The 16033-nt window shown below is 52.1% G+C and carries 10 protein-coding genes and 2 pseudogenes; 1 reads left to right on the top strand and 11 read right to left on the bottom strand.

Annotated features, from left to right (window positions below; all coding sequences use genetic code 11):
• Nucleotides 1–10 precede the first annotated feature (10 nt).
• From J3361_RS03150 to J3361_RS03105, 10 genes and pseudogenes are all read right to left on the bottom strand, one after another.
• Nucleotides 11–1192: a cytochrome P450 gene (locus J3361_RS03150; RefSeq protein WP_207962451.1), complete on the bottom strand. Its 1182-nt coding sequence runs from the start codon at nt 1190–1192 to the stop codon at nt 11–13.
• Between the two features lie 20 nt (nt 1193–1212).
• The gene (locus J3361_RS03145) at nt 1213–1653 is read right to left on the bottom strand and encodes a flavodoxin domain-containing protein (RefSeq protein WP_046061890.1); all 441 of its coding nucleotides are present in this window, start codon (nt 1651–1653) and stop codon (nt 1213–1215) included.
• A gap of 25 nt (nt 1654–1678) precedes the next feature.
• Nucleotides 1679–2974 carry an FAD-dependent oxidoreductase gene (locus J3361_RS03140; RefSeq protein WP_082097885.1) on the bottom strand — a complete coding sequence of 432 codons (1296 nt, stop codon included), beginning with the start codon at nt 2972–2974 and terminating at the stop codon, nt 1679–1681.
• 681 nt (nt 2975–3655) lie between these two features.
• Nucleotides 3656–5072: pseudogene (gene ltrA / locus J3361_RS03135) on the bottom strand (group II intron reverse transcriptase/maturase).
• 472 nt (nt 5073–5544) lie between these two features.
• Nucleotides 5545–5715, bottom strand: coding sequence for a hypothetical protein (locus J3361_RS03130; RefSeq protein WP_207962450.1), 171 nt, complete (start codon nt 5713–5715; stop codon nt 5545–5547).
• 132 nt (nt 5716–5847) lie between these two features.
• Nucleotides 5848–6732 carry a ThuA domain-containing protein gene (locus J3361_RS03125; RefSeq protein ID WP_052719908.1) on the bottom strand — a complete coding sequence of 295 codons (885 nt, stop codon included), beginning with the start codon at nt 6730–6732 and terminating at the stop codon, nt 5848–5850.
• Nucleotides 6733–6734: 2 nt separating this feature from the next.
• Nucleotides 6735–8420: a GMC family oxidoreductase gene (locus J3361_RS03120; RefSeq protein WP_046061892.1), complete on the bottom strand. Its 1686-nt coding sequence runs from the start codon at nt 8418–8420 to the stop codon at nt 6735–6737.
• 55 nt (nt 8421–8475) lie between these two features.
• Nucleotides 8476–9081, bottom strand: coding sequence for a gluconate 2-dehydrogenase subunit 3 family protein (locus tag J3361_RS03115; RefSeq protein WP_207962449.1), 606 nt, complete (start codon nt 9079–9081; stop codon nt 8476–8478).
• A gap of 46 nt (nt 9082–9127) precedes the next feature.
• Entirely contained in the window at nt 9128–10471 is a 1344-nt protein-coding gene (locus J3361_RS03110; protein WP_207962448.1) for a DUF1329 domain-containing protein, read from the bottom strand.
• Between the two features lie 9 nt (nt 10472–10480).
• Complete coding sequence (locus J3361_RS03105) at nt 10481–12277, bottom strand: DUF1302 domain-containing protein (RefSeq protein WP_207962446.1); 1797 nt, start codon at nt 12275–12277, stop codon at nt 10481–10483.
• A gap of 361 nt (nt 12278–12638) precedes the next feature.
• Between J3361_RS03105 and J3361_RS03100 the strand changes: the two genes are divergently transcribed.
• Nucleotides 12639–15158 carry a LuxR C-terminal-related transcriptional regulator gene (locus J3361_RS03100; protein ID WP_161798337.1) on the top strand — a complete coding sequence of 840 codons (2520 nt, stop codon included), beginning with the start codon at nt 12639–12641 and terminating at the stop codon, nt 15156–15158.
• 95 nt (nt 15159–15253) lie between these two features.
• Here the strand turns inward: J3361_RS03100 and J3361_RS03095 are convergent.
• Nucleotides 15254–15740, bottom strand: a pseudogene (locus J3361_RS03095) (glucose-6-phosphate isomerase); the annotation flags it as partial.
• Nucleotides 15741–16033: the final 293 nt, after the last annotated feature.

Here is a 16033-nt window from a genome sequence, read left to right as displayed (position 1 = left end):
CTACACCCTGCTATTTTTTAAAATAGAGAGGAAGCGTGATGTAGTTGCGAATTCGATCATCATTTAAAGTCACAGGCTCTTCTGCCAATTCAATTCCGGAATAGTGCTCCGCAATGACGTTCAGTGAGGCCTCAATTTCTGCTCTGCTGATTACTTGTCCAGCGCATGCATGTACTCCGATGCCGAAAGAGACGTGCTGACTGGCCTCCTGAGGTCGGGTATGGTCAAACTGATTCGGCCGACGGAAAACCGTTTCATCACGATTCACAGCTGCTGTCATGAATCGAATGGAAGATCCAGCAGGAATTTTAACCCCGCGAATCTCTACCTCCTCGGTCGGGTAGCGGGTAAACGATAGTTCTGGAGGGTTTAGCCTAATAAACTCATTGATCATTGCCGCACGCACGTCTGGCTCTTTCCGATATAGATCAAAAAGGCGAGGATCCCTTGCGAAGTGCTCCAGGATAGATGCGAGGACGTAAGCAGGGTTGGGGGCGCCGGAAAAATAAAAGAGCACCAAGGTCTGAATCACCTCATCCGAGGTCATATCGCCAGACGCTTCAAGCGAAAGCATTGCGTCTAATAAGCCATCGCCTGGATTTATCCGTTTTTCTTCAATGATGGCGCGGCACTTTGAGAACAACCAATCGAAACCTTCTCTAGCGCGATTCTTATCAGCCTCAGTTGCTGCCGGAGTCTGCATGCCCACAATCTTCAATGCATTCAATGTTACGAGCTCAATGTCATCCTCAGCGATACCAAGCACTCGGCACATCGTAATATGTGTCGGCACCACACAGATATGATGATGTGCTTCAATGTAGCCATCCTCTTTAACCTGCCCAAGCGCATTTCGGGTGACTTCAGTAGTATGCTTCACCCACTCCTTTACGAGCTTCGGAGTAAACCATTTATTTGTATGGCGACGGACAGCCGTGTGTTTAGGGGGATCGTAGAACAAAATAGTGTCGAGGAAAACACGCCAGTTGTGCGGCTGGACCCACTCAGGCTCTACCATACTCATGGCCGGATGTTTCACAAATTTTATATAGTCCTCATACCGGGAAACAACATATTGACGCTCGCTTTCCTGATACAACGGATAATCTCGCTGCAGCCGGGCGTACCATGGATACGGATTGCGACGAAAATCTGGATGTGCCCAAGGCAGCACTTCATGTGTAATATTCATTGTGTTCCTCCCGGCAATAATCAGTTATAAACCTGCTCAAACCAAGCGTTCGCAACCATCGTCACAGACTTACCGCTCGCAGCATCGTGCCGACCCGTTTCGCCAATTTTAATTGCTCCCAACTCAACCAATTTCGCGGAAATAACATCAATGGCGTTATTAAACTTTTCATAGGTACTATCACCTAGTCCGAATGCAAAAAAATTAACACTACTTAGGTCAGGAGCCTTCTCTACCAATGCTTCAAAGAAAGGCGCAGTCGTTTCCGGAAGTTCCCCCTCTCCATACGTCGATGTAACTACCACTAGCTGCGAAGTCAGTTTCAGCCCGGCTACGGAAACGTCCTCCATTGATTTGATTTCTGCAGTGATGCCTCTGCGACCTAAGCAGGCAGCAATATCATCGGCTGCCATTTCAGAGTTTCCGCTCTCTGTACCAAACACAATCAAAATCTCAGACATTTTCTACATCCTTGACTAAAAATAGTTAATTAGCAACTTCTAACGCATTTACCTCTCCCACACAAAAATTCGCACCATGGGCGATGGTGAGCATTGTTCGAATATCGTTTATCTTTTTTCTACATCTTCCTGATTTTGCCGAGTTTTGCTCATACTCATCAATTCGACGCCAACCGATATAATTAACGACATCGGAAGACAATTCGCGTTCGATTGAAATCAACCCGGGCTTTCCAGCTTTAATTACGCCACTTTCAAAATCAGAAAAAATTGCTTCTGCGACTAACTTGGCATCTTTACGGTTTTCGGCCACCGTACCCTTTGGCCCCCGTTTCAGCCAACCCACTTGATAGATCGCATCCGCGCCCAGGCCTCGAGGCGTAACGGTAGCTTCTTTCGTAGTTCCATTATTGAAGCCAATAGCTGTTATTACGGTGTCAAACATTCTGGCAGTACTGATGCAGGAGATTCTATTTATAGTCGTTAACTTAGCCTGTCCGTACACATTGTCAATTCCACTCGGCAAAGCATTGAAAATGAAATTAACTGAAAGCCTTGAACAATTGCTAGTCTTCCTAGTGTTCGAGGCAGCGGTTAACAACTCCGGAATCGCCCCCCCCTCACCTTTAACAATTCCTTCTACCCTAACGCAGACTCCAGGCAAACTAAGTAGCTCAGCCATCATTGACCCATCACATTTCGCGTCAACCGCGCTGGAACGGCTTACAAGGGTCAGACTTTTTACCTGCTCAACATTAAGCTTTGTACGCACTTCGTCGGATATATCCGACCCCTCAAGTTCACGGTCTGTTTTGGCGATCATACGGATGACATCAATAGCTACATTACCGCTACCGATTACTGCGACATGGCGCCCGAGCTCACGAGTAGTACCATCAGCATTTTTGAGCAGCTCAACTTCAGGATGACCATTCAACGCTTTAAGCAATCTTCCTGCGCCTACAACTGGCGCAGAAGGATGGACATGTATATCCAGATCTGCGTCATGACTGAGACCAGTCGCCAGCACTACGACGTCGTAGGACTCTGCCAGTTTCGAATATGAGATATCTCTTCCAACATTGACGTTGCCTCGAAAGTCGACCCCTCCTTTCTCGAACATTCGTTCAAATTGCTGGATAACTGTTTTGCTACCTTGATGATCTGCCGCGACACCGTAACGCACCAGCCCATAAGGAACAGGTAACGCTTCGAAAATCGTGATTTGCGCCGAACTCCATTTCTTTTGAAGGAACTGCGCGACGTAACAGCCTGACGGCCCACTTCCTACTATGGCTACGGTCGGAAATTTGGCGGACATGGGCACCCTCCTATCTAGAGCGCATGAGGCTCTAATCAAACATGACAATGCTAACAACCCGCACGAACAGTCGTTCGGTTATACCCCAGCAATCAGCGTGCCAATGGGCCCGGCCCCCATTTTTCAAATCTTCAGAGGACGTTTAGATAACGCGGCGCACGGCTTCGGTGCAAAATTCACTTGAGTGATTCGATAATGATGCGCCGTTAGCCCGTATGGTTTTGGTCAGCGGTGTGCTTGCGTTGGTTTGGCTGGGCGGCGCAATTAGGGTATGAGGGGGTCTATGACACGAAAGCTCCACAGACTACCTGGTCGAGCCTTCCATCCCTGGCCAATGGCCCCTGGTGCAGCATTATTCACCGCACAACACCAGATAACGAATAGTATTCCAGCGAGCCTCTCGGGCCGTCGTGGAGCCGCGGTCGGGACCAAGTCAGCTTCAGCCATCGGAATCGCCTTCTGGTTGACCTTAATTTTTTATTTTTGTTGTCCATTACTGTGCCGCTACTTTGCGCAGAAGCGGAACGTGACCAACTTAAGCCTCCGATGTTCGATTGAACTGAATTTCAGAGCCGCTCTACGTTTACAAACTGCCAGATTTCATGATTGAGTAGGAGGCGGCCTCACAGCCGCCGTCCTCTCACACCACCGTACGTACGGTTCCGTATACGGCGGTTCAGGTTATACGGATAAACCGTTGATCGTATCCAGTATCGAGACCAGTCCAAGCTGATCCCATAGTTTCTTCGGTAGCGCCTGATTCATGTGTGGCGCTCCCGAGTTCCACCAAGGGCCTCGGCCATTGGATGCTGACGTCCAAGCACGTCTTTCGTCGATTCCCAGGCGCACCAGGCTACGCGCCCTCGTTGAGGGCTGCTTCCATTGACGCCAAAGGATGCATCGAAGCTTGCGTCGTACCCAGCCGTCCAGTTCCTCAAGGGCTCGCCTGTTCTGACTGAACTTGAAGTAGCCCGCCCAGCCGCGCAGCATCGGGTTTATCCGTTCAATGACGTCCGCCATCTTGTGGCCCCGGGCTCCGCGCAGAAGCTCTCTGAGCCGGTCGCGTAAGCGACCCAGGCTCAGCGTCGCTACTTTCAGCTTCGGCTGTTTATGCCAGCTCATCCCATAACCCAGGTAGTCACAGACCCAAGGCCGCGCCACACGGCTCTTCTCTCGATTCAGCGATAGTTTCAAACGCTGACCCAGGAAGCGCTCAACCCCGGCCAACACCCGTTCGCCAGCGCGACGACTACGCACGTAAATGTTCGCATCATCGGCATAACGCACAAAGCGATGGCCCCGTCGTTCCAACTCTCGGTCGAGTTCATTGAGCAGGATGTTCGACAGCAACGGCGAGAGCGGGCCGCCTTGCGGCGTCCCCTCCTGCCGTCGGCTGACGACCCCGCCCGACATGATTCCGGCTTCGAGGTAACGACGGATCAGCCTGAGCACTCGCTTGTCTTCGACTTGACGCTCGACGTAGGCCATCAAGACATCGTGATTGACCCGATCGAAGAACTTCTCCAGGTCGAGCTCCACGCACCAGCGGTGACCCGCCGCCACATGGGCACGGGCTGTTTCGATGGCTTGGTGAGCGCTTCTGCCCGGACGAAAGCCGTAGCTGTAGTCCGAGAACAGCGGGTCGAAAATCGGCGTGAGCTGTTGCAACAAGGCCTGTTGGATCAGGCGATCTACGACGCAGGGAATACCCAGCTGTCGCGTTCCGCCCTTGGGCTTGGGGATTTCGACGGCGCGCACACCTTGCGGGTGATACTCGCCGGCCAGCAGCCGAGCCTTGAGGATCGGCCAATACTGATTCGTGTAGTCCGCCAGTTGCTCCACCGTCATGCCGTCGGCACCCGGTGCGCCCTTGTTGCTGACCACACGTTGATACGCACGCCGCAGGTTGGCGGGTGCAAGCACCCGCTCCATCAGCGTGTTCGGCTCCGCGTTCGTCCACGCCACAGACGCCGCCGATGCCTGCGCACTGCCAGCCGCAAGCCCTGGATTCTGTCCAGAACTTGGGGTTACAGCCCTCTTGTCGAGAGATTTCTGCTTTTCGGACATTCGACGAGACTCTGACGCCTACTGGCGGCATAACCTGTTCGGCCCTTCATCGCCCCGGTTTCGGCGATTACTACGGCTTCAGCTGACTTCTGCACACTCATCCCGTCGCCTCTCGACGCTCGGTAGCACATTGGCAAGCCTGCAGATCTCCCAGGGTAATCCGCGCGACCTTCCTGCTTATGCCTGTCGGATACGTACCAGTGGTGCCTGCCGGGCTATTCGTTCTGCAATTTTCAGAGCCTCCTCGAACTGCTTGCCAACTGCCCCCCATCCGATAGGCTTCATTTGCATCAAATTCGTCACCGGTTAGTAGCCGAAATTCTGGACGAATCGAACCGTTGCGCCGCCTACGGCATAGAGACCTTTCTGCACTCAGATCTGGCCGAAGCAACAGTTGTCAGCAGCACCCCTAATATCAGCAGCTAGCATCAACTCCAGCGCAAGTGTGTAGCAGATTCGGTGGACTGCTACGACAATCGGCTTGCTCACCCGGCGTGACTGATTCAGGCCAAAGGATCACAGGCGTCTGCTGGAAGCTCGGGAAAGCCCCCCTTAGCGAACTGACCAGCCCACATCTCCAGTTCCAGTTCCAGTTCAGCGGTAACGTTTTTCCCTGCGCCATACAGCACGCCGCAGCGCAGTGTTGGGTCTGTATCCAGGATGCCGTAAGCCACAGCTCACTCGATATAGAGATCGATGTCCATCGCGTTCAATTTTACAGGGTCAAGCCGATGTACAAGACATGGCCCCGTTTTTCAACTTTGACTTTATCGACCATCAATACCCAACCCGATGTCAGAGTGTCGTTAATTCGCAACTGATGCTTTGCAAGGAGCACCACTCTTCCCGCTTGCCCAGATGATCGACTGCTCTACCAATCGTGAATAATTCATGTCTCGATATATTTCAGCGTAATGCCCCAACGCAGAATAAAGCGCTCGCCCATTTCCGAGACAGTGCTTCCAGATCATCGGATGGTCGCTACCCATACTGATATCGGTACCAGCCATCTTCGGCGAATAGCTTGTTTCGTCGATGCTTAGCAGCACCTCAACCCCTGGACGTGGGCTTTTGTCGAACGAATACCACTCATCATCCATAACCCATCTAGATGGCAGGTGGGCAACGATCGGGTCGTCGGGAGACTCGACAACCAGAGTGCCAGATTGTTTCTGCGGGAACAGCGGATGCCCTTTAAACTGAGCCTTAATGAGGTCCTTTACATACCAATCCCAAGCGTACTTGGGATCTCCGCCTGAAGCATGCAATGCCACAAAACCTCCACCATTGCTGAGGTAGGCTTTGAAAGCTTGACGTTGCGGCTCGGTCAATACGTCCCCGGATACGTTGTTCCAGATCACTGTCTGAAATTTGCTTAGGTCCTCCACATTGTGCACAGCCGCATTATCGGTGTGGTAGAGAGACCAGCCGTTCTTTTTCGCCAACTGACTGAGCATCTCATTTGCAGCAGGTATCGCATCCTTATGAATGAAGCCATTGGTTTTGTCGAACACCAGAACTGCTGGCATCTTGACCTTCAAATCGGTAGGACGGTCTTGATCATATTGCGGCTCACGAAACATTCCCTGCGAACGCAGGAAGAAATAGACAAAGGCACCAAGGCATATCACGAACAGAAGCACGATGAGCGACAGGCGACGAATAATTTTCATATATACACTGAGCTTCATAGTTAGATTCGACCTGACTGATACTCGGTCACTGCGTGATGCACGGCTCTGACGGTGAGCGCCATCAAAGTGAGCGAAGGATTCACGCAGGAGGCCGAGGTCATGCAGGAACCGTCCGTCACGAACAGGTTTGGCACCTCATGACTCTGGTTCCATCGATTGAGGAACGAGTCCTCGCGGTTGTGTCCCATACGTGCTGTCCCCATTTCATGGACGCTTGCGCCAGGAGGCGTGCCCGAGAAATCTTGGATCATCACCGCCCCCGCCGCGGCCAACATCTGGTGGGCCTCGGAAACGATATCCTTAATCATCGCCTTCTCGTTCTGTCTATAGACGAATTCGAAGCACGCCAATGGAACGTCGTACGAATCTTTTTTCGTCGGATGCAGGAACATGTGATTTTCATGGTCTGGAAGAACCTCACCAAATCCCGCTACATACATAAGCCAAGGGCCCGGTCCTTTCATGGCCTCCTTGAACTTCGCTCCGATCCCCGGAACCATCGAGAACTTGGAGTTCCAGCCCAAACGTTGAGCCGCTGCCTGGTAACCATAGCCTCGTAGATAGGGCTGATCGTTTTCCTTAAGATTTTTGAAGCGCGGGATGTAGATTTGGTTGGGACGATAGCCGTAGGGGTACTTATCCAGATAGCCAGGCATCACCCCGAGTGCGCCATTGCCGTAGGTATGATCCATCAAGTAACGTCCTAATACCCCGCTGGTGTTGCCCAGGCCATTGGGGAAAGACTCGCTCTTGGAATTGAGCAGAATCTGCGTACTGCCGATAGTCGATCCGCAGAGGAATATCATCTTTGATGTGAACCTCAGCTTTTGACGAGTATTGGCATCAATCAATCGTACAGCCGAAGCACGATTGGTTGCGGGGTCGTAGTCGATACTCTCAACTACGCTATCGCAGCGCAGCGTCAGGTTGCCGGTTGCCTTGGCCGCCGGCAATGTCGAAACAATACTATTAAAATATGCCTTGAAGGTGCAGCCACGCTCGCATTTGTAGCAGTATGTGCAAGCACCTCGATTGTTTTGCGGTTGAGTCTGAATGGCCATTCGCCCCATGGTCACACAGCGCGAATCGCCGTAGGTTTCCCTAACCTTGTTTGCGAAAACCTTCTCGACGTGGTTCATTTCCATCGGGGGTTGGAATTCCCCATCCGGAAGTTGTGGCAAGCCTTCCCTCTGCCCGCTCACACCGATGAATTTTTCTACGTAGCTGTACCAGTCCTTGATATCGGCATAGCGAATGGGCCAATCGCAGCCATGCCCATCTTTCTTGTTGGCTTCAAAATCCAGATCGCTATAACGATAGACATGCCTCCCCCATACTAACGACTTGCCACCTAGCACTCCGCCACGAATCCATACAAACGGCTTATCTGGGTTAAACGCGTAAGGGTTAGCTTTGTCGTTATTGAAGAAGTGGCGGGTGGTTTCGTCAAAAGCGTAAATTTTACTTTGGACAGGATATTCAGAGTCGTAAAGGTCACGCAGGGGCTTGCCCCCGAAAGGGATCTTCCATGGCGGTTGAAACATGCCCTTGTAGTCGATGTCATGCTTGATTTCCCTCCCGCGCTCCAGCACAAGAACTTTTAAACCTTTCTCGCAGAGTTCCTTTGCGGCCCAGCCGCCAGTGATCCCTGAGCCTATGACAATTGCATCAAAATCAGTCTGCATAACTCACCATTAAATAGCTGCCGGGCACAGCGCATCACGCGCTGTGGCCGGAGAATCACCAGATGTACTGGCGCCCACCACTTGCTTGCAGGGTTGCCTCACCGTCGTATCTGCCTGGAACAGGCAAATAGTGCATTTCCGTGCTGGAAGCAGCTTCAGAGGTGTAGTAGCCAACCACTACTAACTCCTTAAGCTTGGTGAAGAAGGGTGCCTCTTGATCGATGTCCCCCTTCCCCATCAAAGTGGCGGGGGTAACCGGTTTCGGATGCGCCTTCGCGTATGCCTGCGCGATGGTTTCGGCGTCTTGCAGGCTGACCGCCTGTTGCGCCGACGTGGAGCTCAGGAAATCCCTACCAAACTCTTTCAGACAGTACTTATCGAGCCCAGTGAGTCCATCAAGGAAGATGGTTCGCTCTCGATGGGTGTACCAATCGGACACCACGTTCTCGATGAAATTGGGAACGCCCGCATCCACTGCACCGGGTGTGTCGGTGCGGGGAATGACGAGGTCTGATAGCACCAAGCAAAGCTGGGCCTGGTGCGAAGTGAGCGGGAAAGTGAGGAGTGGCTTATCGCCTCCCGTCAACGCATTTACCAACCCGCTGGCGGTAATTCCTCCTAGTAAAACGCATGTGTTTGTCAGTAACTGCCGACGAAGCATGTTTAATCCCCCGGAACTGGTTGAAATTGAGTAGCAATGGATTGCGTTAACGCACTCCGGCCTGCCTCAGACGTGCGGGGGTAAAATCTTGCAGATCAGGCTTCACGTCGAAGTTGACTGGCGTTTCTTCCTGAGCAAGGGCGTTGATCGTATAGCGTCCAGAAATGAGGTCGTATTGGCCTTCGCCTGCAGTCCACACGATTTGATGGTCGTAGTAGTTGATGATGTAGGTCTCGGCGAGACGCCACAATTCACCTCGGCTATCACGGCTTTCAGCCACCAGTATCTGGTAGGAGTCTTCATCGAAGTAGAAGTCGCGTTGGGAGTAAACGTGGCGCATTCCTGGCTTCAACTTGGCTCGCACATGCCACACTCGGTGCAGCTCATAACGAGTGAGAGCCGGATTAACGTGGTCGGTCTGAATGATATCTTTGTATGTATTGGTGCGAGAGGCAAAACGGTAGTTGTTGTACGGGACATACATCTCTTTCTTGTCCAGAATCTCCCAAGTGAAGCGATCCGGGGCACCATTGAACATGTCTACGTCGTCCACCGTCATCAAGCCGCCTGCGGTAGGAGTGTCATAGCCGACAGTGGGGGATCGCCGAACGCGACGTTGACCCGGTGTGTACACCCAGGACTGACGCGGAGCGACCGTCTGGTTGACGGTATCTTGGATCAGTCGTACTACACCGGCATCGCGCGGTGGGGCCAACGTCTCCTGAAGGTAGTAGAAGAGCATATTCCCTTCAGTTGAGCCGTCGTTACGAAAGTCGCGGTTGTAGAGGTAGATATCCCGGTTTTTGTTTAGGGTATAGCTACCCCCAGCCTGAATATTGGCCCCTGCATTGGTTCGCTGTACTGCATTTCCACGATAGCGCAGCAAATGGTTCCATAGCACTTCTAAGCCAGACTTCGGTACCGGGAACGGCGTGGCCACCTTCACTTCCGATACACCATTGCCATCCTCTGTCAGCTTAGTGCGCTCGGCATTCACCTTAACCGCGTCGTATACGAATTGCGGGAAGGACGCCGACCTGTGAGTTGGATAGACGTTCATCTTCCAGGTATTAGGGTGTCGGCGCAGCATGGCCAACTGTCCCTCACTGATTTTGTCTTTGTAACTCTCCGCGTTGGCAGCGGTGATAGTCAGAAGCGGTTTCTCTGCTTCGTATGGGTTTTTGTAGCCCTTTACCGAATCAAAGGCATCCTTGGTCATTGTTAGGCCGCCAGTCCAGGCGGGAATCGAACCATTGGCATTGCCGGCTTTTAGTGCACCAAGAGGCGTGAGATCCTTGCCCAGGCGTTCTACATCAGAGGCCGCGAGCACATGGCTGCAGGACACCAACGCCAGTACAGCAACAATTTGAGTCTTATAGAATGCATTCATTACTACACCTCAGAAACTGTACTTGAGATTGAGACTCAGAAAATCGCGGTCACGGTTGTAGCGCCCACCGCCGTTGAACGCCGTGTAGCTGATGCCTGCACCAATTACTTCTTTATAAGTGGTATCCACTTTTGCGGTGTAAGCGCGTTCGCCTTTGTTGTTAGCGCCGTTACGCCCGTTGATGGCGCTGTAAACGCTTACGCCAGGAGAAACGGTGAATTGCCCGAAGATGTCGTTGTACGTTAGAGAGCCAGTGGTTGTAGCGCCCCATGAGCTGTTTGTCATGCCCCCGGGCAGGTCTGGGTTATCAAACGTCTGCTGGGGCAGACTTCCATAGATTCGGTTAGCACTCACTTCGGCAACGATGCTTCCAGAGTCCGCACTCAACACGCCGCTGGGAAGCAAGTAGATACCGGAAAGAGTTGCTTGTGCCCGATCCCTTTTCACATAGCCAGGGATGTATGTCCCTTCGGGTAAGCCCCCAACCACAGCCGGAGAGATCACAGCTCGAGAGGTGTACTTGCTGACAATCGAATCGGGGCGATAACTAAGCTCACCAGCGACAGCCAACCCATCCAGCGGGCCGCCGTTGACTGTTGTATTGAAGCTGAAGCCGTAGAGATCACGCTTGCCTAAGTACTCAGCAAAGTAGGTCGCGCGATTGGCAAACGGAATTTGGCCAACACCAGGCACTGCCACGATGGATCCCGCTTTCGCGCTCACTACTGGTGTCTGTGTGCTATAGCGAAGGTAATAAAGACCGAAGTCCGATTGGTTCAACTCTGGAGCCGTCCAACGCAGGCTAATGCCATATTGAGCATCACCATCCGGCTCGACATCATGCGAGCGAGGCACATAAGTACTCATCAGCAGGGACTCAGCGAGAGCCCTCGTGCCGGCAGGCACACCATTGAGATAGGCACGCACTTCGTCCGGGCTGTCGAACGCAGTGGATCTACCAAGCAGGCCCGTAACAGACTCTTGGATGGCGGAGACAGGCAGATAATCGCAATCATCGTCTCCGATCACATCAGTGGTCGAGAAGAAGGTTCCGCAGGCGTCCAGCTTCGCTGCTTCCCAAGATGAACCCGGCTGCCAGTAGCCCTCAAGGGTCATGTTCTCGGTCAATTCAAAAGAGAACGAACCCATCAGGGTCGGAAGAAAGGCTTCCTTGATTTCTGATCCAGGTGCACGGAGGGCGCCTACATCATAGGGGTTGGTCGCTGAAATGCCGCCTTGAGCGAATATCGACTCGCCCCAGTTGATGACTTGTCGGCCCAAGCGAGCCGAGAACTGATGATTCCCGAGCTCCCAAGAACCATAAACGAATGCATCAAGCAGATCAGCGCTCGAGCCAGCAAGATCCTCACCATCGTCACTGAGTTCACGTTGACGACGGGAGTCATCCTTTAACTCGAAATCATAGAACGCGCGACCACGTACAAACACACCGTAATTTTCCTGGAAGCGCAGATCCAGATCTGATACGACTTTGGCCACCTCGGATACCAATTCTCCCTTGCGGAAGTTCAGATCACCGTCGTCATACACGATGGGGCCATTATCGACACTGCCCCCATTGGAGCGTGCAATCAGCTTCTTTGAGGCAGCCTGTGCTCGGTAAGTGGTGCCGTAGGAGACCGTAGTGTCGAGCGAGCCAGACACAGTTTCGCTTTCAAATTGAAAAGCAAATACTGATCCGCACGGCGCCAGGCATAGAGCCAACGCGCCAAGAGTCAAATTGGGTCGGGAGTAGCCATGGACTGCCGCACGAACAGCTCGGCTTAACTTGGGTGTATTTTGCATCCTATGTCTCACTTGTTTTTATTATTGAGCGCAACCCATGCCTGCATACGGGCGGCAGGAATGGTCATTGCAGACGCGTTTCATCAGCGTGAGCCCACAGCAATGATCGGACTCACGATCGGGTTAAACACTACGTCTCAGGTATGCTTGATCGCATTAACCCCAAAGAACCAAATTAATTCAAATCCATTAACTGACTGATAAATATAGTTTTTCCTACTTCTCAGGAGATATAAGCGTTACCGTAGTTCTTTTAAGAATCTCGCTAGTGCTTTGTGGCTAGTGACGCACTAGGAGGGTTGGCCCCATACTAAAAGCTGAAAAATCAGACAGGCTTCACTGCTATGAGATGAGTAAACCCATGATTCCAGCATCCCCTCCCCCTGACACCAGCCTTCCCCAGCTTCCACGAAAACCAAGAAGCCACATCCTCCGCACATCACTAATGAACAAGGTGCTCTCTCGGGATGTCAGACTGCGCTTGCTCTGTGCCGCTGCCGGTAGCGGCAAAACCACCTTGATGGCGGACTGCGCACGGACCAGGACGGCAGGGCGAACTATCTGGATTTCCATGCACGGGGCGGCGCAGAATAACGAAGGTTTCCTCCAGAGCATCCTTGCGGCCTTTGCCGAGAGTACGCCCGAAAAAGCCAGCGAAGCGCTCGTGACCAAAACGTTGATGGAGGTTTCAAGTTCTGTGTGGATCATGCTCGATGACTACCCGCATCGACCCACACCAGAGCTTGACACCTTGCTGGGGCGGCTGCTGAATTTGCCCAACAATGCTGTTCAATGGTGGGTCTCTACCAGGCGGCGGATTGGTATCAACTTGGCGAAATTGCTAATTGCTGATGAGCTTCTTGAAATAACCGGTCTCGATCTCGCCATTACCCAAGGCGAACTAATCATTCTGTTGGGCGAAGAAAACGATACTAAAGCTTTCGAAAGTACCTTCCGCGACACCCAGGGTTGGTTTGCTGCGGCCTCAATCTGGCTCGCTGTGCAGCAAAGCCAGCGTACCCATCTGAGCAATAATTACCAGATTGAGTCGTTGCTACGCGATTACATAGGGATTGAGCTGCTCGACACACTGCCCGACAAACTTCGGAGGCAGTTGGCTATTCTGGCCGTAGCTTCAGCTTTCAATGATGCGCTTTGCTCGCACCTCCTCGAACTTGATAACAGCCATGCGTGGTTTAGGGACTTAGAAAGTCAAGGCGCTTTTCTCTACCCAATCGCGGAGCATCCTGGCTGGTTTCGGCTAATGCCTACTGCGGCTTCCATTTTGGCGAGAGAGCTGAATGCAGAAGACACCCAGCGCATTCACTTGCGAGCCTGTAACTGGCTGGAAGATCAAGAGCAATACCGCTTCGCAATCGACCATGCTCTGGCTGCTGGCGTACATCATCGAGCGACTAAATTGCTCGAGCAGCTAGCCGATAGACGCCTGCTATACGGATTCCAGTCCACACAAGTTTTTGAATGGTTCAACGATTTGCCCGCTAGCCTTACCCACAGCAGCAGTGATCTGGTGCTGCTCGGTGCTTTTGCATTTGGCGCAACCTTTCAAGTAGAGAAAGCAGCGGTTTGCCTAGAGAGCCTCAACAAATTTCTACCGGCTGCAGACGCTGGGCAGCAACGACGAACATTCAGTCGGGCCCAAGCGCTGCTAGGGCTTCTAGCCCATGCTTCGGGAGATCTTTCGAATGCACAGCTACATTGCCGAGATGCCATTGAACTCCTACCAGTCCAAGATTGGGCGGTACAGTTACTTTGTCGCACCACCCTAATAAACCATGCATTGTTTGCTGGTCAGCTAAAGGTTGCTGACGACCTTTTAGCGTCTGCACGGCAGTTCTTGAAACTGCTAGATAGCGATCTGCCCGCCGTGATAGTGGATAACTACCAAGCTGACGTAATGATGGTGCGAGGACAGTTGACTCAAGCAGAGTCGATGCTCGAACGCAATCTCCTGCTCATCTCCAATACCATTTTTTCCGAGCGCGGGTGGGTTGGCCGTACCCATCTCAAGCTTGGCCAGATACAGATGCGCCTTGGAAAAATGGCGTTGGCAGAGGAACAGTTTTTGATCAGCTTTCGCATAATGAATAACGCATTGGAGCCGGCCGCCTACCAAGCTCTTCTAGCGTTAGCAGATCTAGCGTTGCTGGACGATGAGATCGGCAAGGCATCTAGCCTGGTTGATAAAGCAGCCAAGTTATTGACCGAAAGGAAAATGGCACCCGCAAGCTACTTGGCTTGTTTGGAACTAGCACAAGCCAAAATACTGATCCGTCGCGGCGAGCCCAGCCGCGCAATACCTTTGCTTGAGCGCATCCAGCAACGTCATGCGTCGGGACAATGTACCCAGCCATTCTCCACCTTGGAGCTGCTGCTTGAATGTGAAGGACTGGCGGCTGAAGCTGGAGCGTCCGACTACCCAAAGGCCATCAGTAAACTTCAGGCTGTCATCACTAAAGCGTACTCTCAAGGCTATCTAACCAGCGCCGCTGACTTGACATTTAAACTTGCACTTATCGTCTATAAAGCCGGCAATAAAGAGGAAGCGCGGTTATGGCTTCTTAAAGGGCTTGAAGCCTCCAAGTCAATGCAGCACCGATTGCCAATGGAAAACCTTGAGCGAACCTATCCAGACCTCTGCTCCTCGGTGGAGAGGGATAAACAGTACGTCGTGCTTTCGGATCGAGAAATAGAGGTCTTGCGTTTGGTTGAAGCGTGTCTATCGAATGCCGAAATTGGGCAGCGGTTGTACATCTCGGTGTTTACGGTGAAAAGTCATATACAGCGGATTTGCGGAAAACTTGGAGTAAGGCGAAGAGCTCAAGCTGTGGCTAAAGCTAGATCAATGAGTATCCTCTGAGACTATCGGGCTGTTGAATTTGAATTTGAGGCACTACTGCCTTGGAATAGGAGAACATCATGAATATCAATATTAATCACTTGAGCGATCGATGATAGAGCCTTCCCGAGCTCGACGCCCCACTGATCAAACAGTTAACTCCCAAATAAACCTTTGGACGAACACTTTTTGTTCATAAAGCGATTGAAGCGACTAACGTAGATGGCGTGACTTTTTGCATCATGATCATATTGCTCGGGCGGTTACCGGGAATAATTTTGTGATGCGTGATCCGTACTAGTTCCTCTTTGGATAAGCCCATGCCTTGCAAGATATCCTCAACTTAGGCTCGACTCATACCTTGCATAAGCGCCTGACTTTGCGCCACACAGTTCGCGAACAGCCATTACTGGTGATCAGCCAAGGGATTCTGGCTCATCACCGACGCAATAAAGTCAGCGGGGATCAAGTGGATCCCTCGTGCAGCAGTTGATGGTAGGCATGCTGGCCATTGCACCCCACGCCTCCCCAAATAACAGGTCCAGTCTGGATTGAGACGCCTTGACCATCGTGCCACACCTGCTTGCCATAGGACTCCATATCCCAGGAAAATGGCGGAGAGCCTATCGAATAGCAAAAAAATAAGCACAACCGCCCTATGCAATAAGATCCAATGTCAACAGCAATGTCACCTTTCTACAAGCGTAGCGAGTCATTTAGTAACGCTCTAGTGTCCCCGTTTAGGTAACGATTTGTAGATACGAGACGTAATACGCACCAATGTAGCGCACGCCACCGCTACGATCATTCGAGACCGGCTTGTTAGCTCAACTTCCTCACCTACTTTGCCCCCTGAATCCTGACCAACACCAGCAATCTCGCCAGGGCCATTACCC

Source organism: Pseudomonas sp. OA65, from assembly GCF_017498305.1.
Lineage (GTDB): Bacteria > Pseudomonadota > Gammaproteobacteria > Pseudomonadales > Pseudomonadaceae > Aquipseudomonas > Aquipseudomonas zanjanensis.
The sequence above is the reverse complement of the archived record's forward strand: the minus strand, read 5'-3'. Positions and strand labels throughout refer to the sequence as shown.

Coding starts and splice junctions, on each gene's coding strand:
- J3361_RS03120 (WP_046061892.1), bottom strand. CDS start 8,420: ATGCAGACTGATTTTGATGCAATTGTCATAGGCTCAGGGATCACTGGC.
- J3361_RS03110 (WP_207962448.1), bottom strand. CDS start 10,471: ATGAATGCATTCTATAAGACTCAAATTGTTGCTGTACTGGCGTTGGTG.
- J3361_RS03115 (WP_207962449.1), bottom strand. CDS start 9,081: ATGCTTCGTCGGCAGTTACTGACAAACACATGCGTTTTACTAGGAGGA.
- J3361_RS03125 (WP_052719908.1), bottom strand. CDS start 6,732: ATGAAGCTCAGTGTATATATGAAAATTATTCGTCGCCTGTCGCTCATC.
- J3361_RS03145 (WP_046061890.1), bottom strand. CDS start 1,653: ATGTCTGAGATTTTGATTGTGTTTGGTACAGAGAGCGGAAACTCTGAA.
- J3361_RS03140 (WP_082097885.1), bottom strand. CDS start 2,974: ATGTCCGCCAAATTTCCGACCGTAGCCATAGTAGGAAGTGGGCCGTCA.
- J3361_RS03105 (WP_207962446.1), bottom strand. CDS start 12,277: ATGCAAAATACACCCAAGTTAAGCCGAGCTGTTCGTGCGGCAGTCCAT.
- J3361_RS03150 (WP_207962451.1), bottom strand. CDS start 1,192: ATGAATATTACACATGAAGTGCTGCCTTGGGCACATCCAGATTTTCGT.
- J3361_RS03100 (WP_161798337.1), top strand. CDS start 12,639: ATGATTCCAGCATCCCCTCCCCCTGACACCAGCCTTCCCCAGCTTCCA.